This window comes from Polaromonas sp. P1_F4 (assembly GCF_056405675.1).
Genome location: NZ_JBFUBP010000007.1, coordinates 184,834 through 210,842, shown reverse-complemented (window position 1 = coordinate 210,842; position 26,009 = coordinate 184,834). Strand labels below are relative to the sequence as shown.

Genomic DNA, 26,009 nt, shown 5'->3' with positions numbered 1-26,009 from the left:
CCCGGAGCCAAGAACATGTCCATCTACATCAACAAAAACACCAAAGTCATCACCCAGGGTATCACCGGCAAAACCGGTCAATTCCACACCCGCATGTGCCGCGACTACGCGAATGGCAAAGAAGCTTTTGTGGCCGGTGTGAATCCGAAGAAAGCCGGCGAAGACTTCGAAGGCATCCCGATTTTTGCCAACGTGACCGAAGCGGCTCAGGCCACGGGTGCGACGGTTTCGGTGATTTATGTGCCGCCCGCAGGCGCTGCCGCCGCCATCTGGGAGGCTGTTGAAGCCAACCTGGACCTGGCGATCTGCATCACCGAAGGCATTCCGGTCAAGGACATGCTGGAAGTGCGCAACCGCATGAAAGCCAAGGAAGCTGCCGGCGGCAAGAAAACCCTGCTGCTGGGCCCCAATTGCCCCGGCCTGATCACACCTGAAGAAATCAAGATCGGCATCATGCCCGGCCATATCCACCGCAAGGGCCGTATCGGCGTAGTCAGCCGCTCCGGCACGCTGACCTATGAAGCTGTGGCGCAATTGACCGAAATCGGCCTGGGCCAATCGAGTGCTGTCGGTATCGGCGGTGACCCGATCAATGGCCTCAAGCACATTGACGTGATGAAAGCCTTCAATGACGATCCGGACACTGACGCCGTCATCATGATCGGCGAAATCGGCGGTCCCGATGAAGCCGAAGCCGCCCAGTGGTGCAAGGCCAATATGAAAAAACCGATCGTTGGCTTCATTGCTGGTGTGACTGCCCCTGCCGGCAAGCGTATGGGTCACGCGGGTGCGCTGATCTCCGGTGGCGCCGACACGGCGGATGCCAAGCTGGCCATCATGGAGGCTTGCGGCTTCACCGTGACGCGCAACCCGTCGGAAATGGCCAAATTGCTTAAGGCGCTGCTGTAAGCCACCAACGAAAAAGTGATTTAAAAACTTGACCGCGGTCAAGCAGGTAAGCAGTAATACCAATCGGGATTGGCCTATTGCGGCTTAGACTCTCCAAAACAAAAAAGCGCTTCCCGGCGCTTTTTTAATTCATAACAGGAGCTGCCATGTTTTTCGGACTGGACCTCGCGTCCCCCCTCTTCTGGAGTGCTTTCGGCTCCATCCTTCTTGCCAACATCGTGCTGTCTGGCGATAACGCCGTGGTAATTGCCATGGCTGCGCGCACACTCAAACCCGAGCAGCGCGGCAAGGCGATCTTCTGGGGCAGCGCCGCCGCGATCGTGATGCGTATCGTGCTGACCATCGTGGCCATTCAGCTGTTGAGCTTGCCGTACCTGAAGATGATAGGTGCGGTTCTGCTGGTCTACATTGGCGTGGACCTGCTCAAGGGCGAAGAAGATGAAGACGGCGAGGGACACGAGATCAATGGCATGGCTGCAGCCATCCGCACCATCCTGATTGCCGATCTTGTGATGAGCCTGGACAACGTTCTGGCAGTCGCAGCAGCCGCCAAGGGCAACCTCCCGTTGCTGGTACTGGGTCTTCTGGTGAGCATCCCGCTGATTATTTTCGGCGCCACCTTGTTGACCAAGGTGATGGAGCGCTTCCCCATCATCATTACCATCGGCGCAGCTCTTTTGGGCTTTCTGGCGGGTGAGATGCTGCTGACGGATCCCGCGGTAGTGAGCTATTTTGGTGCCGTTAGCGACCATACGGTGACTGCCGGTGGGATTGTGGGTGCCGTGCTTGTGGTGGCTCTGGGCACCTACCTGACCAAACGGCAGCAGACAAAGGCGCCTTCCGCCTGAACTGGCGTACGGCCCAGCCGCCGCAGCCCCCCCTTTGGCGGTTAGGGTCGTTTCTTAGCGTTCGCCACCTGCTGCGGACCGGATGCGCACCGCGCATACCAGAAAACCACTTATTTGCAACAGTCGGCACGCTTGCGGTGCAGAAGTCGCTTGTCCAGCTGCACCCCGTCTGTTAATGTCCATTGTCAGGAGACTTGTAACCTGCCGAAACAGTCGGCGGGTGGTATCCGGCGCACGAAATTTGCTGCCGGAGGAGCGATAGTACAAAGCAATTACAAAAATGGCTGGGGCTATGCATAGCGAATCAGGACAAGGGACGGGAAGTGGCCAAAACATCTAGGAAATTGAGTCAGTTCTGGCGGGCCGACTGGTTTGTGGGCGTTCTGGTGGTGCTGGCCGTCCTTTTTTTGCATGGCCTGACGGATTTTTTCGGCACACTTGAGCGCCGTTACTATGACTTTGCAAGCACCAGCACTTCGCGGCAGCCCTCGGACCGCATAGCCATCATTGCGATCGACGACCAGAGTATCGCCAACATAGGTCGTTGGCCCTGGCCGCGCGACGTGCATGCGCAGCTGATCGACCAGCTTTCGGCCGCCAAGGCCAAAACCATTGCGCATACAGCCTTCTTTTTTGAACCGCAAACCGATAGAGGCTTGGTGTTCATCCGCAAAATCAAGGAGGCCCTTGGTCCAGTAGCCGATCCGGCAGCCGCTCCAAGCGGTGGGCTGCCTGAACAATTGGGTAAAGTCATCGCCGAGGCTGAAATAGCCCTGGACACTGACGCCAAGCTCGCGACCAGCATGACCAAGGCCGGCAATGTCTTGGTACCTTCGGTTTTTTCGCTGGGAGTGCCGCAAGGGCGTCCGGACAATCCGCTCCCGGCTTACGCGCTGAAGAGTGCTGTAGACGAGCTTAATGGGTTTTCCCTTCCGGCCATCCGCGGTCAACAACCTATTGAGTTGATAGGTGCGGCGGCGGCGGGTATTGCTCACCTCAACCAGTTGCCCGATGTGGATGGTGCCGTTCGGCAAGAACCGTTGCTTATCAATTATTACGGGAAAGCCGTGCCTTCCATGAGCCTGCTCACCGCGGCCAGGAGCCTGAACCTGGGGCCTGCCGACATCAAACTCAATGTGGGTGAGTCTGTGCAGATCGGCAAGCTGATGGTCAAAACCGACGAATCAGCCTTGATGCTTCCACAGTTTTACAAGGGCAAGGACGGTCGGCCAGCCTTTGCCGTTGATTCATTCTATGACGTGATTTCCGGCAAGATTCCGGCTGCCAAATATGCCGACAAGATCGTAATCATTGGCGCCACTGCGGCGGGGGTAGGCACCCAGTTCCCGACGCCAGCGGGTCCGGGGCTTTCGCCAGCAGAAACCATCGCGCACATTACCTCCAGTATCTTGAGTGAGCATTTCATCGTGCAGCCCGGCTGGGGCGTCTGGGTCACTCTGGGTGTGCTGCTGGTGGTTGTGGCTTATCTGGTTGCCGGCCTGCCACGGCTGTCGGCTGGCAAGGCCGCGATCATCACACTGCTGTTATTCGTGGTGTTGCTGGTGGTCGAGTTCGGCCTGCTCTCGGCGGCCGCGACCTGGCTCAAATTTGTCTTTCCCGCGGCCCTTCTGGTGATCGGCCATCTGGCACTGACCACCAAGCGCTTCCTTATGACCGAGGCCGGGAAGCTCAAGTCCGACGAGGAATCGGCCGAGACCAATCGCATGATGGGTCTGGCGCTGCAAGGTCAAGGCCAGCTCGACATGGCGTTTGACCGCTTTCGCCGCGTGCCCTTCACCGATGCGCTGATGGACAACATGAACAACCTGGCGCTGGATTTCGAGCGCAAGCGCCAGTTCAACAAGGCTCAGGCCGTGTACGAGTACATGGCCACCTACAACAAGAACCACAAAGACCTGCAGTCCAAGCTCAATCGGGCCAAAAACCTGTCGGAAACCGTCATTTTGGGCGGTGGCGGCGCGCACCCGGGCGGGACCATGCTCCTTGACGGCGGGGGTGTTGAAAAGCCCATGTTGGGTCGCTATCAGGTTGAAAAGGAATTGGGCAAGGGTGCCATGGGCGTGGTGTACCTCGGCAAGGATCCAAAGATTGGCCGTGTCGTCGCCATCAAGACCATGGCCTTGAGCCAGGAGTTCGAGGGCGAGGAGCTTGACGATGCGCGGGAGCGCTTCTTCAGGGAAGCCGAGACCGCTGGCCGGCTGCAGCACCAGAACATCGTCACGATTTTTGATGCAGGTGAAGAACACGACCTGGCATTCATTGCCATGGAGTTTCTGAAGGGCAAGGATCTGGCAGATGTCACCAAGGACGGCCATTTGTTGCCGGTCCCGAAGGTCCTGTCCATCGTGGCACGGGTGGCTGAAGCCCTGGCTTACGCGCACAAGCAGAATGTGGTGCACCGGGACATCAAACCGGCCAACATCATGTATGAAATCGAAAGCGATACGGTGAAGGTGACCGACTTCGGCATCGCCCGCATTACGGATTCAAGCAAAACAAAGACCGGTCTTGTATTGGGGACGCCCAGCTTCATGTCGCCGGAGCAGATTGCCGGTAAAAAGGTCGACGGGCGCTCGGACTTGTATTCGCTGGGTGTCATGCTCTTTCAGATGCTGGCTGGCGTGTTGCCATTCCGTGGCGATTCCATGGCCGAACTGATGTACAAGATCGCGAACGAAGAAGCCCCCGATATCCGTATCATCCGTAAAGAGCTGCCGGCGCGGCTGGCCGAGATTGTTGCGCTGTCTCTGGCCAAGAAGCCGGAGTTGCGGTATCAGGATGGCGATCGATTGGCGACAGATCTGCGCGCTGTCATTGCCACAATGGAAGGTACTGCACCGGCCCCATCGTTTGCGCCTCAACAGGGTGCGCCAGCAACCCAATTTGACGCCACAGTCGTGCAATCAGCGGCTATACCAGCTGCTGGCCCGAAGACCTATGATGCGACCCAGGCCGTGAATGTCGACGGCACGCAGACATTTGAGAAAACCGTGGTTTCCAAAGCACCTGCTGCCGATACCGACACCCAGTGATCACACGAACAAGATGAACTACGAGATTTGTACACATACCGACCCGGGGTTGACGAGGGACAACAACGAGGATGCGGTTGCTTTTGATGCTGCGACGCGGCTTTGCATCCTGGCGGACGGAATGGGTGGCTATAACGCAGGTGAAATTGCAAGCGGCATGGCTGCCGCTTTCATCAAGTCGGAAATGGGCCGTTGGCTTTCCCAGGCGGGCAGGCATGCCAATGCCAAGGAAGTGCGCCGGGCTCTGGAAATCTGCGTGGAAAATGCCAATCATTCGATCTTCAACGCGGCGAACTCCAACCCCCAGTACGCGGGTATGGGTACCACTCTGGTGGTGGGGGTGTTCCAGGACGGGCGACTGATGCTGGGTCATATTGGCGATTCCCGTTGCTATCGCCTGCGCGGCCAGGAACTGCAGCAAATCACCAAAGACCACTCGCTGTTGCAAGAACAGATTGACGCCGGGCTGATAACTCCCGAGCAGGCGCTGACTTCCCTGAACAAGAACTTGGTCACACGCGCCTTGGGCGTCGAAGACACGGTGCTGGTTGAGGTCAACGAGCATCGTGTGGACGCGGGGGACCTTTATCTGATGTGTTCGGATGGGCTCTCGGACATGGTTGCGGACCCGGGCATTGCGGCTATCCTTACAGGCGCAGGGACCTTGGAGCAAAAAGCGAAACAGCTGATTGTTGCGGCGAATGAGGCTGGTGGACGCGATAATATTTCCGTACTGTTGGCATACGCGAAAGAAGACTCGACCAAGCGCGGCCTTTTGTCCAGAATGCTGGGAAAATAGCGATGACTGAAATATTACAAACAGACAGGAGTCGGCCATGCCGAAAATGATCGTCTCTATTGACGGCGTTGTGATCAAGGAAGTCCAGTTGACGAAAGACCGGACTTCTTTGGGCCGTAGGCCCTACAACGACATCGTCATCGACAACCTAGCTGTCAGCGGGGAGCATGCCGTTTTGCAAATGACCGGCAACGAGGTCTATCTAGAGGATCTCAACAGCACCAATGGCACCTATGTCAACGGGAAGGCCGTCAAAAAGCTGCTGCTGCAGAATAGCGATACCGTTGAAATTGGCAAGTACAAAATCAAGTACGTCAACGAAGCTGCGCCCGCAGGCTTTGAGAAGACCATGATTATCAAAGCCGGCTCTGCCGGTCTTGCGCCCCCGGCGCCGACAGGTTCGCCGGCGGCATCAACTGAAGCCGGTGGTGCGGGCCTCACGGCGGCGATCAAAGTGATGTCAGGCGCCGCAGCTGGCCGTGAAGTGGCATTGGTGAAGGTAGTCACAACCATCGGAAAGCCCGGGGTCGCAGTGGCCGCCATTACCAAGCGGCCTCAGGGTTTTGTCGTTGCCCATGTGGAGGGCACAGGCAAGCCGACGCTTAACGGAGCCCCCATCGGGGCAGAGCCGGTTGTCCTGAAAAATGGGGACATGCTTGAGCTGGCCGGAACGCAAATGCAGTTCGTCCAACACTGACATTGGTGTTGAGCGGTCTCGCACCAAGCGGACCGCAAGCACCCTTCAAACGAGGTCGCATGAGACTCCTCTCCCGGCACTGGCCTCGTATCGCCGTCACGCTGATTCCGCTGGTGTTTGCATTGATGCATGCCAGTGGGGTCGCTCGCATTGGCGTTCTGCAAAGGTTGGACGACATCATCTACGATGCACGCCTGCGCGCGACCATGCCGCATACGCTGGACGAACGCATTGTTATCGTTGACATCGATGAGAAGAGCCTTGCGGAGGTGGGGCGGTGGCCTTGGGGCCGTAACAGGTTGGCGGAGCTGGTCGAAGAGCTGCAGGATCGTCAAAAAACGGCGTTGTTGGGGTTTGACGTCGTATTTGCCGAAGCCGACGAAAGCTCGGGTCTAAAGCGGCTCAAGCAGCTTGCACAGGCGGAACTGAAAGATCAACCGGGTTTCTCGGAAAAACTCAGCCAGCTGCAGACCAGCCTGGATTACGACGCGGTTTTCGCGAAAGCGATCGAAAAACGCCCCGTCGTAATGGGGTATTACTTCACCAGCGACAGAGATGGCCGGGTCAATGGAGTTTTGCCGCCACCGGTTATGGGCAGCGATGCGCTTGGTGGCCGTCCTATCAAATTCACCAGCTGGAACGGATACGGGGCCAACATAGAGTTGCTGGCCAAAGCGGCCCCTTTGGGAGGTTTCTTCAACTCCATTACCGAGGGCGACGGTGTGGTGCGTTCTATTCCCTTGCTGGCGGAGTTCAAGGGGCAGTACTACGAGTCATTGGCGCTCGCCATGTTTCGCACGCTTGCGGGTTTACCCAAGGTCGAGCCTGGTTTTCCGCAGGAAAAATTCCTGACCCGAAACTATCAAGGGCTGGAAAGCATTCTGCTCAAGCAAGGCAACAAAACCCTGGCGATTCCGGTCGATGATCGCGTAGCCACTTTGGTGCCCTTCAGGGGTAATGGTGGTGCCAACGGCGGCTCTTTTCGGTATATCTCCGCGGCGGATGTCCTTGCCAAACGCCTTGCGCCTGGCACGCTGAAGGATAAGATCATCCTGGTCGGCACCACAGCGCCCGGCCTGCTCGATTTGAGAGTGACTCCGGTGGGGGAAACCTATCCGGGGGTGGAAACGCATGCCAATGTCATCTCCGGTTTCCTTGACGGGAAGGTATTCGTCAAGCCCGACTACGCCATCGGATTCGAGGTAGTCATCCTGCTTTTTTCGGGGCTGACGCTGGCTTTTGCACTGCCCCTGCTTTCAGCATCCCGTGCGGTGCTGGTCAGCCTGGCGGTGATTGCCGCCATAGCCGGCTTGAATTTCTGGCTTTACTCTGGTTACGGTCTTGTGCTGCCGTTGGCCAGTGCGCTGGTTATGGCTTTGACCGCATTTGCGTTGAACATGAGTTATGGATATTTCGTGGAAAGCCGATCCAAGCGGGAGTTGGCCCATCTGTTCGGCACCTATGTACCCCCCGAACTGGTTGACGAGATGGTGAAAGATCCCGACAGCTACAGCATGAAGGCAACGACCAAGGAGTTGACTGTCATGTTTTGCGACATGCGCGGGTTCACCAAAATGTCGGAGTCGATGGAGCCTACCCAACTACAGGCATTGCTAAACAGTGTTTTCAGCCGGCTGACAGATTTGATTCGCAGCAATCGAGGCACCATTGACAAATACATGGGTGACTGCGTGATGGCTTTTTGGGGGGCCCCTGTCGATACGCCAGATCATGCTGGTCTTGCAGTCAAAACGGCACTCGAGATGTCGAATGCAGTCAAGAAGATCAACGAGGAACACAAAATCAAGGGTTTACCCGAGATTGGCATAGGTATCGGTGTCAATACAGGCACGATGTGTGTAGGTGACATGGGTTCGGATATCCGCCGCAGTTACACCGTGATTGGCGATTCCGTGAATCTGGGTTCGCGTCTGGAGGGGCTGTCAAAAACCTACGGGGTGGACATTGTGGTCAGTGAGTCAACCCGAAAGCAGGCGAATGATTTTGCATGGCAGGAACTCGACAAGGTTCGCGTAAAAGGCAAAGATCAGGCGGTTTCCATTTTCTGGCCGTCGGTGCCGGTAGACCAGATCGATAAGGACATTGCGGCTGAGCTGAAAACCTGGGGAATGGCGCTAAAAGCTTACCGCGCGCAGGATTGGGATCAATGCGATGTGCAATTGCTCAATTTACATCGGATAAATGGCAAAAAGTTCCTTTACCGGCTGTATGCGGAGCGTGTAGCCTCTATGAGGCTGTTGCCTTTTGATCCGGAATGGGATGGCGCAACCAATTTTGAAACCAAATAGCACAACCCTCCAAGTCAAGGCCAACCGGAAAATCTCATGAAAGTACGTGTACTCGGCTGCTCGGGAGCCATTGCCAAAGACTGCCGGACCACGTCTTTTTTGCTTGACCATGATTTGTTGGTTGATGCCGGTACGGGAGTTGGAGATCTCACGCTGGATGAGATGGCTGGTGTTGACCATGTTCTGTTGACGCATTCGCACCTCGATCATGTGGCCGCGCTACCGTTGATGGTGGACGCCATTGCCGCCCGGCGCACAACACCTATCCAGATTCATGCGCTGCAGGGCACGATTGACGCACTGAAGGCGCATATTTTCAATAACACCATTTGGCCCGATTTTTCCCGCATTCCCAGCCCCGAGGCCCCGTTTGTCAGTTTTCACCCTCTCGAAATCGGACAAACCTTGTTATTGGCTGGTAAGCAAATAGAGGTTCTACCTGCCGTGCATACCGTTCCGGCTGCAGGCTACGCGGTGGCCACGGGCAAGGGATATTGGGTGTTCACGGGCGACACAGAGCAGAATCCGGCCCTGTGGGCCCGTATTAATCAGATAAGGGTTGCCATGCTGGTCATCGAAACGGCATTTAGCAATCGCGAGCGCGACCTTGCCAAGCGGAGCCTTCATCTTTCTCCTCATGCGCTTGCCAATGAACTCGATTGTATCGAGCGAGGAAACAGTTATCCCATCTACATTACCCATACCAAACCGGCCGAGACCGACCTGATCATGGCCGAGATACAGCGTTTTGACCAAACCCGCCCGTTTGGCCCGAATGTATCGCACGACATCCGGTGGTTGAGGGCGGGTCAGGAGTTTGAGCTATGAGTGCCGTATTGCAACGTGACCCCCAGGATGAGTTTTTTGACTCGCAGATGCTGCCTCCTCAGGAGCGCGGCGTTACTTTTGAGGCCTTGTATTTTCGGCAGCTACAGCTGGTCACCACACGGATTCACGAGACGGAAAATGTTGAGCAGATCATGCTCGAAGCCAGCCAGGACATCTGCAAGCTTTTTAATGCAGACCGGTTGACGCTTTATGCTGTCAACGAAGATCGCAGTTCCATTGTTTCCAAGGTCAAAACGGGGCTCAATACCAGCCGTGACCTGAAACTCCCGGTCAGTGCGCAGAGCATTGCGGGCTACGTTGCCATGGCTCGCCAGATGGTGAATATTGCGGACGTCTACGATGAAGAGGCGCTGAAGAAAATTCATCCTGCGTTGAGTTTTCTCCAGGAAGTTGACAAGCGATCCGGGTACAGAACCAAGCAGATGCTGGTGGCTCCCGTCATGGACGGAGATACGTTGTAYGGCGTGCTGCAGGTTATCAACAACCGGAGCGATCAGCCTTTTGGAAAGCTTGAGGAAGACGGTGCACTGCAGCTGTGCAAGACCTTGGGCATTGCCATACGCCAGCGCATGCAAAGAGCAGGGGACAGTCAAAGGCGCAAAGCCACCAAATACGACGGTCTCGTGACCGAGGGCGTGTTGTCCCAGGAGGAGCTGCAGCAATGCATCTCCCAGGCTAGGGAGGAAGGCAAGTCGGTCGAGCACATGCTGATGGCCAGTTTCCATATCCGGCCCATTCAGATCGGTGCTTCGCTCGCCAAGTTTTTCGGCGTTCCCTACGAGCCATTCAATGCCGGGCGGATCCGTTCGGAAATGCTTCACGGGGCATTGAAACGGGACTTCATTGAACAGCAGGGCTGGATTCCATTGGAAGAAACCACGGACGGCTTGGTGATCATGTGTGTGGATCCAGAGGCCGTGCGGGGTGCACGCGTAGTTCCGCAGGTGTTTCCCCGTGTCTCCAAATTTTCCTATCGTGTCGCAACCCAGACGGAATTTGAAGAAACACTGGGGCAGCTGTTTGGTGCGGCTGCAGAAGGCAGCTCCATCGACCAGTTGCTCGCGGACATGGACTCGCCACTGGACAGCGAGTCTGGTGATGACTCTTCCCTGGAGTCTGCGGCGGCCGACAACGAGCTGGTCAAGTTTGTCAACAAGGTCATCATCGACGCGTATAACCAGAAGGTGTCGGACATTCATATCGAGCCCATGCCCGGAAAAGCCAAAACCGGTATCCGGTTTCGCATTGATGGTACCTTGCAGCCCTACATCGAAGTGCCGGCGCAGTTTCGCCAGGCCATGGTCACGCGGCTCAAGATCATGTGCGATCTCGATATCTCTGAAAAACGCAAACCGCAAGACGGGAAGATCAAGTTCAAAAAATACGGCCCACTCGACATCGAATTGCGTGTGGCCACGATTCCCTCAGCCGGTGGCGTGGAAGATGTGGTTATGCGGATTTTGGCCGCGGGCGAACCAATTCCACTTGAAAAACTCGGGCTGACGGCGCACAACAAAGAGCGACTGGAAAAAACCGTTTCTAAACCCTATGGCCTTTTCTATGTATGTGGTCCCACGGGCTCCGGCAAGACAACGACGCTGCATTCCATCCTGAAATTTCTCAACACGCCGGATACCAAAATCTGGACCGCCGAAGACCCCGTGGAAATTACCCAGAAGGGTTTGCGCCAGGTGCAAATCAACCGGAAGGCAGGCATCGACTTCGCGCTGGTCATGCGTGCATTCTTGCGGGCTGATCCCGACATCATCATGGTCGGTGAGTCTCGGGACAAGGAAACCGTGGCCATGGGGGTGGAAGCCTCACTGACGGGTCACATGGTTTTCTCGACGCTGCACACAAACTCTGCCCCTGAATCCATCACCCGCTTGTTGGACATGGGCATGGATCCCTTTAATTTTGCGGATGCACTGTTGGGCATCCTGGCCCAGCGCCTGGCTAAAAAACTCTGTGATTGCAAAGAGGCCTATCAACCAAGTGCGCAGGAAGTCAAGGATTTCATCAAGGAATACTCGGAAGAACTGCGCAATACCGAAGCATGGAAGGCCGATCCCGGTGGCGAGTCACAAAAGCTTTATGAAGACTGGATGGAACGATACGGAAAAGATGACAAATTAACCTTGTACCGAGCGGTTGGCTGTGACAAATGCAATAAAACCGGCTACAAGGGCCGCGTGGGTCTGCATGAGCTGATGATTGCTGACGATGCTGCCAAAAAACTGATCCAGGAGCGGGCTCGCGTAGCGGAGCTATTTGCAAGCGCGGTTAACAGCGGCATGCGCACGCTCAAGATGGACGGCATGGAAAAAGTACTCATGGGCCTGACAGATTTGAAGATGGTCCGATCTGTCTGCATCAAATGACGAAAATGTCGTTGAATTTAGAGACGTGAGTCAAAAGGGTAAGTTTTGGGGTCTTTTGAAGCCCAAAGTCACGAAAAAGAAGATATTTCAATATTGGTATAAAAACTGCTTTAACTGTTTAACTTGCTGTAATTATTTAAATTGATGTGACCATCCTTACCCAGGAGTATTTATGAAACGTTCAATGCAAAAGGGTTTTACCCTGATCGAATTGATGATCGTCGTGGCGATCATTGGTATTTTGGCCGCTGTGGCTCTGCCTGCTTACCAGGACTACACCAAGCGCGCCAAACTGTCGGAACTGATTTTGGCCGCGTCTTCGTGCCGTACGTCGATCACGGAAACCTTCCAGTCCGCCACCAGCACGGCGCTGCCAGCCGCTGGTTCGTGGGGCTGTGAAGTTGCCGCTGGTTCGGGCAACAGCAAGTACGTCAATGCGATCACGACCAATGGTGGCGGCATCATCAGCGTTCAGGCTTCGACGACGATGAACGACTCGTTGATCAACAGCCAGTGGCTGTCGCTGGTTCCTTACTCGCAAGGCGCCAGCACGGGCCTCGCACCTGGTTCGCTGATCAGCGAATGGCGCTGCGGCCCAAGCACGGCCTCAGGCATCCCTCTCAAGTTCCTGCCAGGTTCTTGCCGCGGCTAATCGTTTCGCAGATTTACTAAAATCCGCAAGGCACCTTTGGGTGCCTTTTTTTTTGTAAGTCTCAATGGGAGCATATGTGAGCGTATTCAACCGGCCATGGACATGGCATGGAAAGTCGGCGATGACCAAGCCAGTCGACCCAGAGGGTCACACGCGCATCATTGCGTTGACCTGCTTTGTCGCGCTGGCTTCGCCTTTCCTGTTCGGCTATGGCACCTTGCCACTGACCAACTTTGTCGCCGAAATCGTTAGCGTCGTCGGCTTCGCAATGCTGCTGGTACTGGCTTCGCAGTATGGCGAGTCGCGCGCGTCGACCGCCGAGCTGCGCAACGTCGGGCTGGCGTTCGGCCTGCTGGCGCTGACGGTGGCCGTGCAATACCTGGTGTTTGGCCGTCACAACCCGGTCAACTGGTTTTTTGTCTTCGGTTACCTGATGCTTGCGATGATGGCGGCCTGGGTCGGTTATCTGGCCAATACGCGCGCCAACGGCCTGCGCTGGTTACGCGGCATGACCTTCGCTTTTGTCGCTGGTTGCGCGATCGCTTCGCTCGCCGCGATCGCGCAGTATTTCAGTATCGATGGCAGCGGGGTACTCTTGTCGCCGGTCGTGCAGTCCGGCCGAACTTTCGGTTTTATCCGGCAGCCCAACCATCAGGCCACGTTCATCTGCCTCGGCGTGGTCGCGCTGCTTGCGCTGCAGGCTTTAGTCGGCCGCACCAAGGCGGCCTGGGCCTTGCTGCTGCTGGCTCCGCTGTTCGCATTCGGCATAGTTTCCACGGGTTCGCGGACGGGGCTGCTCGAGCTGGGCTTCGTCTCGGCGTTTGCGATCCCTTTTATGCGGCGCAATGGCCTGGGCGTCTGGAAAGCGTTCTATCCGCTGCTTTGTGCCGCACTGCTGTGGGTTTGTCTTTACCGGCTCAGCCAGGGTGGCGGCGCGGGTTTCTACGGTGCTGACAAGCTCGCGCAGACTGCATCCGAAGGTGTAGGCCTGCGCGCCGAGGCCTGGCGCCAAACCTGGCAGCTGATTCTGGAGCGGCCTTGGTTCGGTTGGGGGTTGCCGCACTACGCGGCTGCGTTTTTTCTGAGTGGCGGTGCGGCCAAAGCGGGTATTTTCATGACGCACTCGCACAACGGGTTTTTACAGCTCGCCTTCGGGTTCGGCATTCCGGTTGCACTGGTGTTCATTGGGTTGATGACATGGGTGTTGTTGCGGCTCTGGCGACAGGCGCTGAACACGGGCGGCTTTTTCTCGTTCGCGCTGATCGGCTGCCTGCTGATCCACTCGCAGGTCGAGTTTCCCCTTTGGTACACCAATTTCCTGCTGCCGGCCTGCTGGGCCCTCGGCTGGTTGTGCCACGGCGATGCACCGGCCAACGCCGCAGGTGTCGCCACGACGGCGGGCGCTTCGGCCGGTGCGCCTCGTGCAGTCTGGCGGACCTGGTTTGTTGCAATGATCGGTATCGGGCTATTTGTGATGGCCGCGTCAATGAATCGGGATTACTACAAGGTTACGCCGGTGTTCACGCCCGGTCTAGCCACCGACCTGGAGCCGCGGCTCGAAGTGGCACGCAGCGGTTTCTGGTTCCGGCAGTATGTCGACTTCCTTGAGCTCTACCGAGGCAAGGTTACGCCTGCAAACTATCGGCAGCATCTCGAGCAGGCGGCCACCCTCGGTTGCGTGATCTATGAATCCTGGTATCAACCGAATACCGTCGTGGCGCTGATTTTTGCGGATCGCATCGATGACGCCAAATGGATTCTGCATTCTTACCGGCGTCTGGAAAAACAAGGGCGAGTCGGGCAGTTCAGACAGGCCATCATGGATGCGAATCCGCCGCGCGGCCCCGAGGTGCTGGCCTGGCTCGACACCAAGGAGTCCGCACCGCGGTCGGCCACGATGTTTGAGAAGACCTGTTATGACGTCAAGGATGCCCGCTGAACCGGACCGCGCGAGAGTTGCGGGCTTGTGGAACTCAGCAAGTGACTAGCGCGCCGGCTGTCTCCGGATCAGTAGTCGCCCGCGTCGGGTTCGTCGCGCTACTCGCGTCGCCTTGGCTGATTCCATTCGCACCAGGCCCGTCGCCGGCGGTGGTGCCGTGGCTGGTCTCGCTGGTGATCGCCTGCACGTCGCTGCTCTTGGCCGTCACATTCGGTTCTCGTATGGCGATCCCCGCCAGCGAACGCTGCCGCAATGGTGTGTCGCTGCTGGCCTGGTCGTGGCTGGTCGCAGGGCTGGTCAGCAGCGTGATCGGCCTGCTTCAGTACTATGCCGCCGCCGACACGTTTTGGCCCTGGCTCAGCCGGGCGAATGCTGGCGAAGCCTATGCGAACCTTCGGCAGCGCAATCAATTTGCGACTTTGACAAGCATCGCACTGGCTGCGCTGCTTTGGCTCGGCGTCGGCGCGGGAGCGGGCGGGCGCCGCGCTTGGTGGCTGATGTCGGCCGCACTGCTACTGGTGGTGGGCAATGCCGCTTCGTCATCGCGAACGGGCTTCGTGCAACTGCTGCTGCTTTGCTGCGTGCAGCTCGCCTGGAGCAGGCACGACGGTGCGACACGACGAATCCTCACCGTGGCGCTGTCTGGCTATGTGGCAGCGACCCTGTTGCTGCCGTGGTTTGCCGGCATGGATCCCTCCCTGCATGGTCTGATATCGCGTCTGCGTGCGGGTGATGAGGCCTGTACGAGCCGCATCGCACTCTGGTCTAACGTGCTCGAGCTAATCGCGCTGAAGCCCTGGACAGGCTGGGGCTGGGGTGAGCTCGACTATGCACACTACACGACCGTCTTCGACGGGTTGCGGTTTTGCCAGATTCTCGACAATGCGCACAACCTGCCGCTGCATCTTGCGGTGGAACTCGGTCTTCCGTTCGCATTGCTCGCCTGCGGCGGCCTGCTCTGGTGGATATGCCGCAACCGTCCGTGGTGTGAGAGCGACACAGGCCGGCAACTGGCCTGGTCTGTGCTGGCAGTGATCGGTTTGCACAGCCTGCTCGAATACCCGCTCTGGTATGGGCCGTTTCAAATTGCCGCCGCCGGCGCGGTGGCGATCCTCTGGCGCCACGGCGCGGCGACTGCGGTCGGGCCGCGCGCGCGTGCCGGCTTGGCCGGGCTCGCGGCGACGGGACTCGTGCTCTGCGGCTATGCGCTGTGGGACTATCACAGAGTTAGTCAGATCTACCTTCCGTCCGAGAATCGCAGCCCTGCTTATCGCACCGACACGCTGGCGAAAATTCAAGGATCGTGGATCTTCGCCAATCAGGTAGCCTTCGCCGAGCTCACCATCTCGCCATTGACATCGGCCAACGCGCAATGGACATATGACACAGCAAAGCACTTGTTGCACTATTCGCCCGAGCCTCAGGTCATTGAAAAGGTAATTGAAAGCGCGACGATGTTAGGTTGGGAAGATGACGCGGTGGAACACCTTGCGCGGTATCGCGCCGCATTTCCAGATGACTATGCTCGTTGGACCGCCTTAAATTCTTTCAGGTTTCCGGCTATTCGGTCCGGCTACCCGAACCAATAAAGCTTCCAGATTTTCCGCCATGTTTTTCGACTACCTGTACTTCAGTGATGATCATTGCGCGATCGACTGCCTTGCACATGTCGTAAATTGTCAACAAGGCAATCTGCACCGCGGTTAGTGCCTCCATCTCAACACCCGTGGGTCCAAGTGTCTCCACGGTTGCCGTGCATGTTACGGTGCTGTCGGTTTCGTCAGGCGCGAAGTCAACATTTATATGGGTCAACGCCAGCGGATGACACAGGGGAATTAAATCGCTGGTCCGTTTTGCCGCCATAATGCCGGCGATTCTGGCGACACCCAGCACATCGCCTTTTTTGGCCGTGCCCTCTAGAATCAACACCAGCGTGGACGGATTCATGACAATCCTCCCCTGCGCAACGGCAATACGATGCGTCGCGGCCTTTGCACCTACGTCAACCATGTGGGCCTGGCCGTTCGCATCAAAATGAGTCAGTGGTGAAGTCGTTGTCATACCGTTACAAAACCTTTACAACCAACCCTCATCATAAGAGCATGTTTACCAAAGAAAGTCTTTTAAAGAGCCGGTTTTTGGCTGCCGGTATTCATCTAGGTGTCAGCCTTGCTGTCGCATTTATGGCGGCAGCCCTCGTCTTTGAAGTCTGGTACCCCTATCCTTATCGAGAAATATCCGGCGGCCGCGAACTGTTTCTGTTGCTTGTGGCTGTCGATGTTGTCATGGGCCCCTTGTTAACGCTGGCGATTTTCGACCGAAGGAAGTCCAACAAGGTATTGCGCCGGGATCTCACGGTCATCGGCCTGCTGCAAATGGCGGCTCTTGCCTATGGCCTGTGGACCATGATGCTGGCGCGCCCTGTGCACCTGGTCTTTGAGCTGGACCGATTCCGCGTAGTGCACGCCGTTGATGTGCAGCCCGGATCCCTGGCACAAGCTCCTGCGGAGTTCCAGCGGTTGCCGCTCGCAGGACCCACACGGCTGTCTCTGCGTGAGTTCAAGGACTCCAAGGAGAGCTTTGACGCTACCATGGCCGCGGTGCAAGGTTTGACGTTAAGTGCGCAGCCGCAGTTGTGGCAAAGCTACCAAAAGGCACAGGCTCAGGTCGTCCGCGTGAGCCGCCCTCTGGCGGAATTGAAAAGCCGGTTTCCTGGCCGTGTGGCCGATATTGACGCTGCGTTGAAAGCGCAACTGCCCTCGCATCCGACCGAAGTCATAGGCTACGTCCCCATGATCGGCAGGCAGACCTTCTGGACAGCGTTCATCGATACCAAAACGGCAGAGGTAATTGGATTTGTACCCATTGACTCCTTCTAGGCGAACTGTGTCCGTGAAGCCGCGTTCGGCCCTGAACCGCCTTGCTCTGGCCTGCATTGTTTTCATGGCTTTGGGCGGTTCCTCGCTGGCTCAGGCGCCCGTCGGTACGGCCGGAGGCTCGACGGGTTCATTGCCATCGCTGGGTGAAACTTCCGACCTCGCAGCGGCTGCAGAGCGCCGTATTGGAGACCGCATCGCCGTCAGCATCTACCGCGACCCTGACTACATTGATGATCCGGTGCTCGGCGATTACCTCCAGAGTATCTGGTTGCCACTGGTGGCCGCCGCAAGGGCCCGGGGCGAGCTCAATGCCGAACTTGAAGAGCGTTTTGCCTGGCAGGTTTTCCTGATCCGGGACCGCAGCATCAATGCCTTTGCATTACCCGGGGGCTACTTTGGCGTGCACCTGGGCCTGCTGGCCGCGGTGAGCAGTTCCGATGAGGTGGCCGCAGTAATGGGCCATGAACTCAGCCATGTGACCCAGCGGCACATTGCGCGCATGCTGACGCAGCAGTCGCGCCAGACCCCCTGGATGATTGCCGCCATGATCCTCGGCGTGCTGGCTGCCGGGAAGAGCAGCAATGCCGGCAGCGCCGCCGTGGTCGGCGGGCAGGCGGTCGCGATGCAGAACCAGCTCAACTTTTCCAGGGACATGGAGCGGGAGGCTGATCGCGTGGGTTTCGGGGTCATGACCGATGCGGGTTTTGAAAGCCGCGGTGTTTCGGCCATGTTCGAAAAGCTGCAGCAGGCCTCGCGCCTGAACGACAACGGCTCCTTTCCCTATTTGAGATCCCATCCGTTGACGACCGAGCGAATTGCCGAAGCGCGGGCGCGCGTGCAACTGTCTTCAACGGACGCGGCAAAACCCTCGCGCGAAAAAGAAACCGAGGCCGGCAGAGCCCGGGTGTTACACGCCATGATGGCATCGCGGGCACGCATCCTGGCAGCCCCGGGGGTTGATGTTCTGCGCTCCATGGTGGCTGACGCCCAGCGCCAGACAGGCCCTGTTGCCGCACTGCAACCGCTTCCCACGGCCGACAATGTGCGTGATGCTGGAGTTTTGTATGGTGGCGCTTTTGCGGCGGCCCGGCTGCGCGATTTCACCACGGCGAAAGGCTTGCTGGAACGGTTGAAACCGCTTGCTGCGGGTGCGCCGCATGTCGCCAATGCGGTGGATCTGCTGGCCGTTGAAATCGACCTGATGGCCGGCTTGGTTCCCCCGACAGCGGCATCTGCCGACATTTCCAGGGCGACATCTCGCGCTGAGGTACTGCTGCAGTCCCAGTCGTTGATGGCCGCAAACCGTGCGCAGGACGTTTCGGGCCGGCTACAAAGCTGGGTGACGCTGCATCCCAAGGACGCGATGGCCTGGCAGTTGCTTGCAGTGGCGTACGGCAAGCAAAACAAGCAGGTTCAGGCGATTCGCGCTGATGCGGAAAGCCGTGCCGCCCAGCTGGACTACCCGGCAGCGCTGGACCGCTTCAAGGCGGCGCAGGGCTTGATGCGCAGCAGCCCCGGCAGCGCAGACTATGTGGAGGGTTCGATCATCGACACACGAACCCGCCAGACGGAACTACTTGTTAAAGAGCAGGCGCTCCAGGACAAAGTCGATCGCTAGCTGCAGCACCGAATAAATCAGCGAGCCTATCAGCGCGGCGGTAAAACCCGTGACATTCAGGCTGCTGATCAGGCTGGCCGCGGCCCAGAACATCAGTGCGTTGATGACAAACAGGAACAAGCCCAGCGTCACCAGCGTGACGGGCAGCGTCAGCAGAACCAGGATCGGGCGCACCACCATGTTGAGCGCACCGAGCACCGCCGCGGCAATCAGCGCGCCGGTGAAGCTGGTCACTACCACCCCGGGGTAGAGGTAGGCAACGGCCAGCAAGGCCGCCGCGCTTAAAAGCCAATTGAGGATAAGTTTCATGGGCAAAGAATACCACCTGCCTACCCGATTCGGCCCCTCATCCTTCTGGCGAGCAGAAGCTGCATTCCCGGGCGGAACAGGCTTTTTCAGCCAGCGCGCAGCCCGATTTCAGCGAACCAAACCGGGGAAGTAATCCTCCCCGGGATTCCAGCACGAGGTGAAAGCCGTCAGTCGCTTGCGACCAGCAGCCCGGCACCTGCCAGTGCCGTGGCATAACCCAGGATGCCGTGGCTTTCCTGGGCCTGCGTTGCCGTGACCGGTTGCATGTCCTGGCCGAATTTCGGCCGCCGGGCATCCAGCACGCGTGCAACGCCATACTGCTTGATGAGGCCCTCGGTCTGGGTGATCAGAGTGGCCTGCGCCAGCTGGGTCAACACGGTGTTGCCCTCTTTCTGAAGAAGGGGCGTCAGCTGCGCGAATACCTTCTCGGCCCATTTGCCGCGCCAGCTTTCGCGCGCACTGTGCGTCACCCATTTGCTCACGCGGTGCGTCACGCGGGGTGCGCAGCCGACCACGATCCAGCGAGTAGGGCTGTGGGCCTCGCCGGCAGGCAGCATGGGTTGCAGCATCTGCAGGGCATATGCGGCATCGTCAATGTACACAATGATGTTGTCCATAAAGTTCTCCTTGAGTTGTCGTCGTTTTAGAAGCTTGCTGGCTGAAAGAGGGGCATACGCCCCCCACGGGTTGCTGGTTTCAATGTGGAATCAGGTCGGCATCTTGCGCGGACCGCGAGCGTCGTGTGGCCCACCATCCGGCGCCCAGAACGCCTGCCACTGCAAGGGCGTAGGTTGCCCACTGCGCGGCAAGGTGCAGGGTTTCAGCCGAAGGCATGGTGCCCGGGCCGCCGTAGATCGGGTCGAGCAGCTGCTCGCTCACAATCATCTTCGCGGCGGTGAAGGCCAGAACAGCAGCGCCGACATTGATGATGATGGGGAAACGTTCCACCAGCTTGAGCACCATGGTGCTGCCAAACACCACGATCGGGATGCTGACCAGCAGGCCGATGACCACGAGGTCAAACGAGCCGTGCGCGGCGCCGGCCACACCCAGCACGTTGTCGATGCCCATCAGGGCGTCGGCCACCACGATGGTTTTCATGGCGCCCCAAAAGGTGTGGGCAACCGGGCCGTCGTGCTCCTTGTCACCCTGGTCGGCCAGCAGCTTGTAGGCAATCCACAGCAGCCCCAGGCCGCCCACCAGCATCAGGCCGGGAATTTTCAGCAGCCACACCACGCCAACCGTCATGGCAGAGCGGACCACAATGGCGCCGACCGTACCCCAGACGATGGCTTTTTTCTGCAGATGGGATGGCAGGTTGCGCGCGGCCAGTGCAATCACGATGGCGTTGTCGCCGGCGAGCACCAGGTCGATGAGGATGATCGCCAGCAGGGCGGACCACCAGGGGGCAGTAAATAGTTCCACGTCACACTCCATGTCAAGTTTCGACTTGGAAATCCGCGTGACGGCGCACGACGGATTTCCGGCTTCGTGAAACCGGAACGGGTGTGATGGGTGGCTGGGGTCGGCGCCCGTGGACGCCGCAGATACCTCGATCTAACCTGTTCAGGTTTCAATCGAAGGTCTGGCTCGACATGCAGTGTCGCTGCATGCCCAACAAGCCGGAAGTGTCAACTTCGTAATGACGACTTGTTGTTAGCGATTTTGCTGTGGTGTCTGTTTTCGTATATTGCAGCAAAACGAGGGAGTTACTCCCCTTCGTCTGGGTATTTGACAATAAAAAAAGATTTTTTGCAACCCGGTCTTGCCGCGCAGCGGCGCGATGCGGGGACATGCTCCATTTCCCCCATAGACGGCTGGCCCGCCCATCTGGCTGATAATGAACGGCCCGGCGCTGTCACTTCGCTTCCTCGCCTTTCTTCGCCTCCTTGCGCTCGCTCCATCCGCTCAGCGGCAGCCCTTAGACCCACCGTTCCATGCCCGGCATCCACATCACCGATATTGAAGCCGCCATCAACTACTGGCGCGACAAAAAGCCTTCGCCCGACGGGGTGACGCTGGCCCCTGAGCTGCGTGCGCTCGCTGAGGTCTACGCGCTCCTGGTTTTCTACCATGAGGACGAGGCCGACGAAAAAAGCTTTCCGCCCAAGGCGCTGGCGGCGTGGCGGACCTGGTACGACACGACAGCCGACACGCCCTGCATTGCCATTTGCTCAACCAGCCAGGGGGACGCCCTGTGCAAGGGCTGCGGCCGCACGTTTGACGAAGTGCAGCACTGGCCCGAGATGACGCCTGCCGAGAAGCGCGGTACCTGGCGGCGCATCACGCAGGAAGCAACTGCCTGGCGGTTTGGCCGCTACGCTGACCGCGCGCTTGAGAACAAGGACAAGGACGCGCAGAAAGACGCGGCACCCGCCCCGGTCGCCACGCCAAAAATCTAAGCCTTTTGGGCTTGCAGCCCATAAACGGCGAGCGCGAGCAGCTATGAATTTGATAGTGATTTCGCTACACTGACGGCATGCTCAGACTGACGCGTGCCCCCAATATCGCCATCGCTGCGCTGTGGGTCGACCTGTTGCAGCAGGCCGGTATTGCCGCCAGCGTGCAGCGCTATTTTCTGGGCAGCGTCGCCGGGGAACTCCCGCCCGACCAGTGCCAGCCCGAAGTCTGGCTCACCCACCATGAAGAAGAACCCCGCGCACGGGAGTTGCTCGACAACCTGCAGAACATGCCGCAGCGGCGATGGCTGTGCGTCTGCGGCGAAATCGTCGAGGGCGGATTTGAGCAGTGTTGGAACTGTCAGGCTGTAGCCCCCACGGTCACTCACTTCGTGTAGTTCCCTGCCCCCCGAGGGGGCCGCCCGCCTGTGGCCTGGCAAAGCCAGTTCCACGGCTCATGCTTGGTTGAAGAGTTCTGTGGGCACAACCAAGGGTGCCGCGGGACTGGCTTTGCCAGACCGCAGGCGCCGCCCCCTTGCAAGGGGGAACAGGCTACACGCAGTGAGCCTGGACGGGGGTTAGACCCTCTTGGCCAGCTCGGCCGCCATGCCGACATAGCTGCCAGGCGTCATCTTCAGCAGGCGTTCTTTTTCCGTGTCGGGAATTTCCAGCGAACGGATCAGCGCGTGCAGGTCTTCGGCCTTCACGGTTTTGCCGCGCGTGACTTCCTTCAGTTTCTCGTAAGCGCCCTGCACACCGTAACGGCGCATCACCGTCTGGATCGGTTCGGCCAGCACTTCCCAGGAGGCGTTCAGGTCGTCGCCCAGCGCTTCGCGGTTGAGTTCAAGCTTGTTCAGCCCCACGCCCATCGAGTTGTAGGCCAGCACGGCATAGCCGAGCGCCACGCCCATGTTGCGCAGCACGGTCGAGTCGGTCAGGTCGCGCTGCCAGCGGGAAATCGGCAGCTTTTCGCTCAGGTGGCGCAGCAGCGCATTGGCCAGGCCCAGGTTGCCTTCGGCGTTTTCAAAGTCAATCGGGTTGACTTTGTGCGGCATGGTCGAGGAACCTATCTCGCCGTCCTTCAGGCGCTGCTTGAAGTAGCCCACGCTCACGTAGCCCCAGATGTCGCGGGCCAGGTCGATCAGGATGGTGTTGGTGCGGGCTACCGCGTCAAACAGCTCGGCCATGTAGTCGTGCGGCTCGATCTGGATGCTGTAGGGCTGGAAGGTCAGGCCCAGGCCCAGCGGTTCCGGCGTTTCGATCACGTTGCGGCTGAAGGCCTCCCAGTCAAAGTCGGGCCAGGCCGAGAGATGCGCGTTGTAGTTGCCCACCGCGCCGTTCATCTTGGCCATCAGCTTGATGCCGGCGATCTTGTCGCGTGCATTGGCCAGGCGCACCACCACGTTGGCGATTTCCTTGCCGACCGTGGTCGGGCTGGCCGTCTGGCCGTGCGTGCGGCTCAGCATGGGTTCTTCGGCATAGATGTGGGCCATTTCGCGCAGCTGCGCAATGACCTTGTCCAGCGCCGGCAGCACCACCAGGTCGCGGCTGCTTTTAAGCTGCAGCGCGTGGCTGGTGTTGTTGATGTCTTCGCTGGTGCAGGCAAAGTGCACAAATTCGCTGGCGCCCTGCAGCTCCGGCCGGGCTTCGAACTTCGACTTGATCCAGTACTCGACGGCTTTCACGTCGTGGTTGGTGGTCTTTTCGATTTCCTTGATGGCCGACGCATCGGCCTCCGAGAAGTTTTTGACCAGACCCAGCAAATAGGTGCGGGCACCCGGGCTCAGCGGCTTGAATTCGGCGAATTTGGCATCGGACAGCGCGATGAACCAGGCCACTTCGACCTGAACGCGGCGGTGCATATAGCCCTGTTCGGACATCAGGGGGCGTAACTGGTTCAGTTTGTTCGCGTAGCGGCCGTCAAGTGGGGACAGGGCGTTGATCGTGGAAAAAGGGGGAGAAGAGCTCATGGCCCAATTGTAGGCCGGGTGCCTCCCGCGCCAGCCACGCCGCCGGCCGCTGCCGCGAGCCTGAAAAGATGTGCATATTTGCGAATCTTCTTGCCCGGCGCGTTACACCCCTGTCAGCCTGGCTGCCGGCTTACTCGATAGAATGCTCTTCCCCCGGACCACGATCTCACACCATCATGAAACTCATCGGATCCGCTACCAGCCCCTATGTGCGCAAAGTGCGCATAGTGATGGCCGAGAAAAAGCTCGACTACCAGTTCATCCTGGAAGATGTCTGGGCAGCCAACACCACCATCCAGGCTTCCAATCCGCTCGGCAAGGTGCCCTGCCTGGTCATGGAAGGCGGCGAAGCCGTATTTGATTCCCGCGTGATCGTCGAATACCTCGACACCCTGTCACCCGTCGGCAAGCTCATCCCCAGCCAGGGCCGCGAGCGCGCTGAAGTCAAAACCTGGGAAGCCCTGGCCGACGGCCTGATCGACGCCGCCATCCTGGCGCGCCTCGAAGCCACCTGGGCCGGCCGCAGCGTCAAGCAGCGCAGCGACGCCTGGATCGACCGCCAGATGGGCAAGATCGAAGCCACCCTCAAGGCCATGAGCACCGGCCTGGGCGACAAGTCGTTCTGCAGCGGCATCCACTTCAGCCTGTCCGACGTAGCGGTCGGCTGCGCACTGGGCTACCTCGATTTCCGCTTTACCCAGATCAACTGGCGCGAGATGTACCCCAACCTGGCCAAGCTGCAAGACAAGCTGATGCAGCGGCCGAGCTTTGCGGAAACGATTCCGCCGGGTTGATGCGAGGGTGGTGGAGGAGATGGCACTACTCGCCGACGCCAAATCACCAAATCGCATATAAACGCAAGAGACCACCGGCTGTTGCTATGTATTTAATAGCTGCTTGCGCCCGTCTTTATTGGGCTATGGCTACTATTCGCGCTTGAAGGCGATCCAGAAACAGGCTCAAGGCCTCTTTTAACGTCTTCTGGTCGGGCCTTTTCAGGTGTTTTGCGGCCGGGCAGCCTGATTTCAAGCATCAAAAAGGCCTCTGGCCCAATCAGAACGGGCGCAAGCAGCTATCAAAATAATAGCGTTTCCGGGGCTTCACGGGTTTCCCGGTCATCACGATGGATGTCCACCAGGCCATCGGCAGTGAACTTCAGGCGGGCGCAATGCAGGCGTTGGCCCTGGCCCGGCAAGGGCCGGAATATAAAAATGCTGCGAAGCGCCCCGGCGCGAACGAGGGAGGGAGGGAGGAGGAGGAGCGCCCCGGGATTGCAGCTGAACCTGGACGGCTCAGAAGGCTTCGCAACAATGAAACTGTTTTTTGCCAGCGCTACCGGTGAAGGCAAATCGCGCTTGCAGAAGTATGAGAGCACAAGTGCGGGGTAGTTCCCGCAAATAAAAGATCCCTCAGGTAAATTTTTGTTAACGGGCCGCGGGCTTGATGGCCAGCTGTTTTTCGATTTCTTTGACCAGCGCGCCGCCGGCCGGGTCGGCCATGGAGTTGAAGCTGGTGACGCTGGCGCCGTCGCGTGCAATGACGTATTTGTAAAAATTCCAGCGCGGCGTGGTGCCTGTTGCGGCCGCCAGCTTCTGGAACAGTGGGTTGGCGTCCTTCCCGGTCACGCTGGTCTTGGTGAACATGGGGAACTTCACGCCGAAGGTGTTTTCGCAGAAGTCCGCGATCTCCTTGTTGCTGCCCGTTTCCTGCGAAAAATCATTGGATGGAAAACCCAGCACCACCAGGCCCCGGTCTTTGTATTTGGCGTAGAGCGCTTCAAGCCCCTGGTACTGCGGGGTAAAGCCGCAAAAGCTGGCGGTGTTGACCACGACCACCACTTGTCCACTGTATTGGCAAAGCGTCTGGGGCTTTTCGTCCTGCAGCCGTAAAAACGTCTGCTGCAGCAGCGCGGGGCAGGTTGCTGGTGCGGGGCCGGCGGGCGCTACGGCAGGTGCCGGTGGCGCAGCCAGCGCGCCGCGGGAGGCCAGCAGCGCAGGGGCGGCCAGCAGCGCAGGGGCGGCCAGCATGATCAGCAAAAGGAACTGGGCCGCCTGGCGAGGGGCGCAAAAAGAGGCAGAGGCAGTCATTGGCTAAACTCGCGGGCTGGTGATCGGGCCGATTCAGGTTTATTCTGGCGCTGTCATACATGTTTCACAACATGCCCTGACGATACGCCCGTATCGCGGTGAATGGATTCAGCGGGAATTCAGCCCCGGACTATCCGGGGTCTGCGTGGCTTTATTTGGCACAATGCAGTCCGAAAAAGAGCACTTGTGTGGTCCAACACGCCGGAATGGGGTCCGAATTACCCTGATTTGCCGGTAAATGGCGCATAAGTCGCCCGTTGTCACATTAGCCGCCTAAAATCGTTACAAGTACCCAGGATGCTCCCGCAGGA

General features: G+C 58.5%; 22 protein-coding genes. 16 read left to right on the top strand and 6 right to left on the bottom strand.

The window, feature by feature from the left end:
- The first annotated feature begins 15 nt into the window (after nucleotides 1–15).
- The 11 genes from sucD (at nucleotide 16) to AC1DYQ_RS15745 (ending at nucleotide 16,025) form a co-directional block, all read left to right on the top strand.
- Nucleotides 16–909 carry a succinate--CoA ligase subunit alpha gene (sucD, locus tag AC1DYQ_RS15795; protein ID WP_477687549.1) on the top strand — a complete coding sequence of 298 codons (894 nt, stop codon included), beginning with the start codon at nucleotides 16–18 and terminating at the stop codon, nucleotides 907–909.
- 146 nt (nucleotides 910–1,055) lie between these two features.
- Complete coding sequence (locus tag AC1DYQ_RS15790; RefSeq protein WP_457282071.1) at nucleotides 1,056–1,757, top strand: TerC family protein; 702 nt, start codon at nucleotides 1,056–1,058, stop codon at nucleotides 1,755–1,757.
- A gap of 323 nt (nucleotides 1,758–2,080) precedes the next feature.
- Entirely contained in the window at nucleotides 2,081–4,810 is a 2,730-nt protein-coding gene (locus AC1DYQ_RS15785; RefSeq protein ID WP_477687548.1) for a CHASE2 domain-containing serine/threonine-protein kinase, read from the top strand.
- Nucleotides 4,811–4,823: 13 nt separating this feature from the next.
- Nucleotides 4,824–5,609, top strand: coding sequence for a Stp1/IreP family PP2C-type Ser/Thr phosphatase (locus AC1DYQ_RS15780; protein WP_457282073.1), 786 nt, complete (start codon nucleotides 4,824–4,826; stop codon nucleotides 5,607–5,609).
- 37 nt (nucleotides 5,610–5,646) lie between these two features.
- Nucleotides 5,647–6,306 carry an FHA domain-containing protein gene (locus AC1DYQ_RS15775; protein ID WP_477687547.1) on the top strand — a complete coding sequence of 220 codons (660 nt, stop codon included), beginning with the start codon at nucleotides 5,647–5,649 and terminating at the stop codon, nucleotides 6,304–6,306.
- A 59-nt stretch (nucleotides 6,307–6,365) separates the two neighbouring features.
- On the top strand, nucleotides 6,366–8,615 hold the full coding sequence (locus AC1DYQ_RS15770; protein WP_477687546.1) for a CHASE2 domain-containing protein: 2,250 nt from the start codon (nucleotides 6,366–6,368) through the stop codon (nucleotides 8,613–8,615).
- Between the two features lie 36 nt (nucleotides 8,616–8,651).
- Complete coding sequence (locus AC1DYQ_RS15765) at nucleotides 8,652–9,443, top strand: 3',5'-cyclic-nucleotide phosphodiesterase (RefSeq protein ID WP_457282076.1); 792 nt, start codon at nucleotides 8,652–8,654, stop codon at nucleotides 9,441–9,443.
- Nucleotides 9,440–11,845: a GspE/PulE family protein gene (locus tag AC1DYQ_RS15760; protein WP_477687545.1), complete on the top strand. Its 2,406-nt coding sequence runs from the start codon at nucleotides 9,440–9,442 to the stop codon at nucleotides 11,843–11,845. The genes AC1DYQ_RS15765 and AC1DYQ_RS15760 overlap by 4 nt, the downstream gene beginning before the upstream one ends.
- Before the next feature lie 172 nt (nucleotides 11,846–12,017).
- Nucleotides 12,018–12,497, top strand: coding sequence for a pilin (locus tag AC1DYQ_RS15755; RefSeq protein ID WP_477687544.1), 480 nt, complete (start codon nucleotides 12,018–12,020; stop codon nucleotides 12,495–12,497).
- A gap of 268 nt (nucleotides 12,498–12,765) precedes the next feature.
- Nucleotides 12,766–14,436 carry a PglL family O-oligosaccharyltransferase gene (locus AC1DYQ_RS15750; RefSeq protein WP_477687543.1) on the top strand — a complete coding sequence of 557 codons (1,671 nt, stop codon included), beginning with the start codon at nucleotides 12,766–12,768 and terminating at the stop codon, nucleotides 14,434–14,436.
- A 152-nt stretch (nucleotides 14,437–14,588) separates the two neighbouring features.
- Nucleotides 14,589–16,025 (top strand): PglL family O-oligosaccharyltransferase, encoded by a 1,437-nt coding sequence (locus tag AC1DYQ_RS15745; protein WP_477687542.1) that lies wholly within the window; start codon nucleotides 14,589–14,591, stop codon nucleotides 16,023–16,025.
- Here AC1DYQ_RS15745 and moaC read toward each other — a convergent pair.
- On the bottom strand, nucleotides 15,997–16,497 hold the full coding sequence (gene moaC / locus AC1DYQ_RS15740; protein ID WP_477687541.1) for a cyclic pyranopterin monophosphate synthase MoaC: 501 nt from the start codon (nucleotides 16,495–16,497) through the stop codon (nucleotides 15,997–15,999). The genes AC1DYQ_RS15745 and moaC overlap by 29 nt on opposite strands.
- A gap of 41 nt (nucleotides 16,498–16,538) precedes the next feature.
- Between moaC and tfpZ the strand changes: the two genes are divergently transcribed.
- Nucleotides 16,539–17,315 (top strand): TfpX/TfpZ family type IV pilin accessory protein, encoded by a 777-nt coding sequence (tfpZ, locus tag AC1DYQ_RS15735; protein ID WP_477687540.1) that lies wholly within the window; start codon nucleotides 16,539–16,541, stop codon nucleotides 17,313–17,315.
- Nucleotides 17,316–17,379: 64 nt separating this feature from the next.
- Nucleotides 17,380–18,933, top strand: a complete 1,554-nt coding sequence (locus AC1DYQ_RS15730) for a M48 family metalloprotease (RefSeq protein ID WP_477687600.1) — start codon at nucleotides 17,380–17,382, stop codon at nucleotides 18,931–18,933.
- On the opposite strand, the gene AC1DYQ_RS15725 is transcribed toward AC1DYQ_RS15730, so the two are convergent.
- The 3 genes from AC1DYQ_RS15725 to AC1DYQ_RS15715 form a co-directional block, all read right to left on the bottom strand.
- A complete protein-coding gene (locus tag AC1DYQ_RS15725; RefSeq protein ID WP_477687539.1) occupies nucleotides 18,889–19,242 on the bottom strand; it encodes a phage holin family protein in 354 nt (117 codons plus the stop codon). The two genes, AC1DYQ_RS15730 and AC1DYQ_RS15725, sit on opposite strands and share 45 nt — an antisense overlap.
- Before the next feature lie 167 nt (nucleotides 19,243–19,409).
- Complete coding sequence (locus AC1DYQ_RS15720; RefSeq protein ID WP_457282443.1) at nucleotides 19,410–19,859, bottom strand: hypothetical protein; 450 nt, start codon at nucleotides 19,857–19,859, stop codon at nucleotides 19,410–19,412.
- 79 nt (nucleotides 19,860–19,938) lie between these two features.
- Nucleotides 19,939–20,667, bottom strand: coding sequence for a TerC family protein (locus tag AC1DYQ_RS15715; RefSeq protein ID WP_477649041.1), 729 nt, complete (start codon nucleotides 20,665–20,667; stop codon nucleotides 19,939–19,941).
- A 512-nt stretch (nucleotides 20,668–21,179) separates the two neighbouring features.
- Here AC1DYQ_RS15715 and AC1DYQ_RS15710 point away from each other — a divergent pair.
- Nucleotides 21,180–21,644 (top strand): DUF3717 domain-containing protein, encoded by a 465-nt coding sequence (locus AC1DYQ_RS15710; protein ID WP_477687538.1) that lies wholly within the window; start codon nucleotides 21,180–21,182, stop codon nucleotides 21,642–21,644.
- A 77-nt stretch (nucleotides 21,645–21,721) separates the two neighbouring features.
- Nucleotides 21,722–22,039 carry a putative signal transducing protein gene (locus tag AC1DYQ_RS15705; protein WP_477687537.1) on the top strand — a complete coding sequence of 106 codons (318 nt, stop codon included), beginning with the start codon at nucleotides 21,722–21,724 and terminating at the stop codon, nucleotides 22,037–22,039.
- Between the two features lie 180 nt (nucleotides 22,040–22,219).
- Here the strand turns inward: AC1DYQ_RS15705 and purB are convergent, their stop codons facing one another.
- Entirely contained in the window at nucleotides 22,220–23,611 is a 1,392-nt protein-coding gene (gene purB, locus AC1DYQ_RS15700; protein WP_477687536.1) for an adenylosuccinate lyase, read from the bottom strand.
- A 176-nt stretch (nucleotides 23,612–23,787) separates the two neighbouring features.
- Here purB and AC1DYQ_RS15695 point away from each other — a divergent pair, with 176 nt between their 5' ends.
- Entirely contained in the window at nucleotides 23,788–24,405 is a 618-nt protein-coding gene (locus AC1DYQ_RS15695; RefSeq protein ID WP_477687535.1) for a glutathione S-transferase family protein, read from the top strand.
- Nucleotides 24,406–25,035: 630 nt separating this feature from the next.
- Here AC1DYQ_RS15695 and AC1DYQ_RS15690 read toward each other — a convergent pair.
- The gene (locus AC1DYQ_RS15690; protein WP_477687599.1) at nucleotides 25,036–25,638 is read right to left on the bottom strand and encodes a glutathione peroxidase; all 603 of its coding nucleotides are present in this window, start codon (nucleotides 25,636–25,638) and stop codon (nucleotides 25,036–25,038) included.
- Nucleotides 25,639–26,009: the final 371 nt, after the last annotated feature.

What these genes read in the sequence shown, in the direction of transcription:
- AC1DYQ_RS15730 (WP_477687600.1), top strand. Translation starts at nt 17,380, where the DNA reads ATGGCTTTGGGCGGTTCCTCGCTGGCTCAGGCGCCCGTCGGTACGGCC.
- AC1DYQ_RS15780 (WP_457282073.1), top strand. Translation starts at nt 4,824, where the DNA reads ATGAACTACGAGATTTGTACACATACCGACCCGGGGTTGACGAGGGAC.
- AC1DYQ_RS15705 (WP_477687537.1), top strand. Translation starts at nt 21,722, where the DNA reads ATGCTCAGACTGACGCGTGCCCCCAATATCGCCATCGCTGCGCTGTGG.
- AC1DYQ_RS15770 (WP_477687546.1), top strand. Translation starts at nt 6,366, where the DNA reads ATGAGACTCCTCTCCCGGCACTGGCCTCGTATCGCCGTCACGCTGATT.
- AC1DYQ_RS15755 (WP_477687544.1), top strand. Translation starts at nt 12,018, where the DNA reads ATGAAACGTTCAATGCAAAAGGGTTTTACCCTGATCGAATTGATGATC.
- tfpZ (WP_477687540.1), top strand. Translation starts at nt 16,539, where the DNA reads ATGTTTACCAAAGAAAGTCTTTTAAAGAGCCGGTTTTTGGCTGCCGGT.
- AC1DYQ_RS15775 (WP_477687547.1), top strand. Translation starts at nt 5,647, where the DNA reads ATGCCGAAAATGATCGTCTCTATTGACGGCGTTGTGATCAAGGAAGTC.
- AC1DYQ_RS15725 (WP_477687539.1), bottom strand. Translation starts at nt 19,242, where the DNA reads ATGAAACTTATCCTCAATTGGCTTTTAAGCGCGGCGGCCTTGCTGGCC.
- AC1DYQ_RS15710 (WP_477687538.1), top strand. Translation starts at nt 21,180, where the DNA reads ATGCCCGGCATCCACATCACCGATATTGAAGCCGCCATCAACTACTGG.
- AC1DYQ_RS15765 (WP_457282076.1), top strand. Translation starts at nt 8,652, where the DNA reads ATGAAAGTACGTGTACTCGGCTGCTCGGGAGCCATTGCCAAAGACTGC.
- AC1DYQ_RS15695 (WP_477687535.1), top strand. Translation starts at nt 23,788, where the DNA reads ATGAAACTCATCGGATCCGCTACCAGCCCCTATGTGCGCAAAGTGCGC.
- AC1DYQ_RS15750 (WP_477687543.1), top strand. Translation starts at nt 12,766, where the DNA reads ATGCTGCTGGTACTGGCTTCGCAGTATGGCGAGTCGCGCGCGTCGACC.
- AC1DYQ_RS15790 (WP_457282071.1), top strand. Translation starts at nt 1,056, where the DNA reads ATGTTTTTCGGACTGGACCTCGCGTCCCCCCTCTTCTGGAGTGCTTTC.
- purB (WP_477687536.1), bottom strand. Translation starts at nt 23,611, where the DNA reads ATGAGCTCTTCTCCCCCTTTTTCCACGATCAACGCCCTGTCCCCACTT.
- AC1DYQ_RS15720 (WP_457282443.1), bottom strand. Translation starts at nt 19,859, where the DNA reads ATGGACAACATCATTGTGTACATTGACGATGCCGCATATGCCCTGCAG.
- sucD (WP_477687549.1), top strand. Translation starts at nt 16, where the DNA reads ATGTCCATCTACATCAACAAAAACACCAAAGTCATCACCCAGGGTATC.
- moaC (WP_477687541.1), bottom strand. Translation starts at nt 16,497, where the DNA reads ATGACAACGACTTCACCACTGACTCATTTTGATGCGAACGGCCAGGCC.
- AC1DYQ_RS15690 (WP_477687599.1), bottom strand. Translation starts at nt 25,638, where the DNA reads ATGCTGGCCGCCCCTGCGCTGCTGGCCGCCCCTGCGCTGCTGGCCTCC.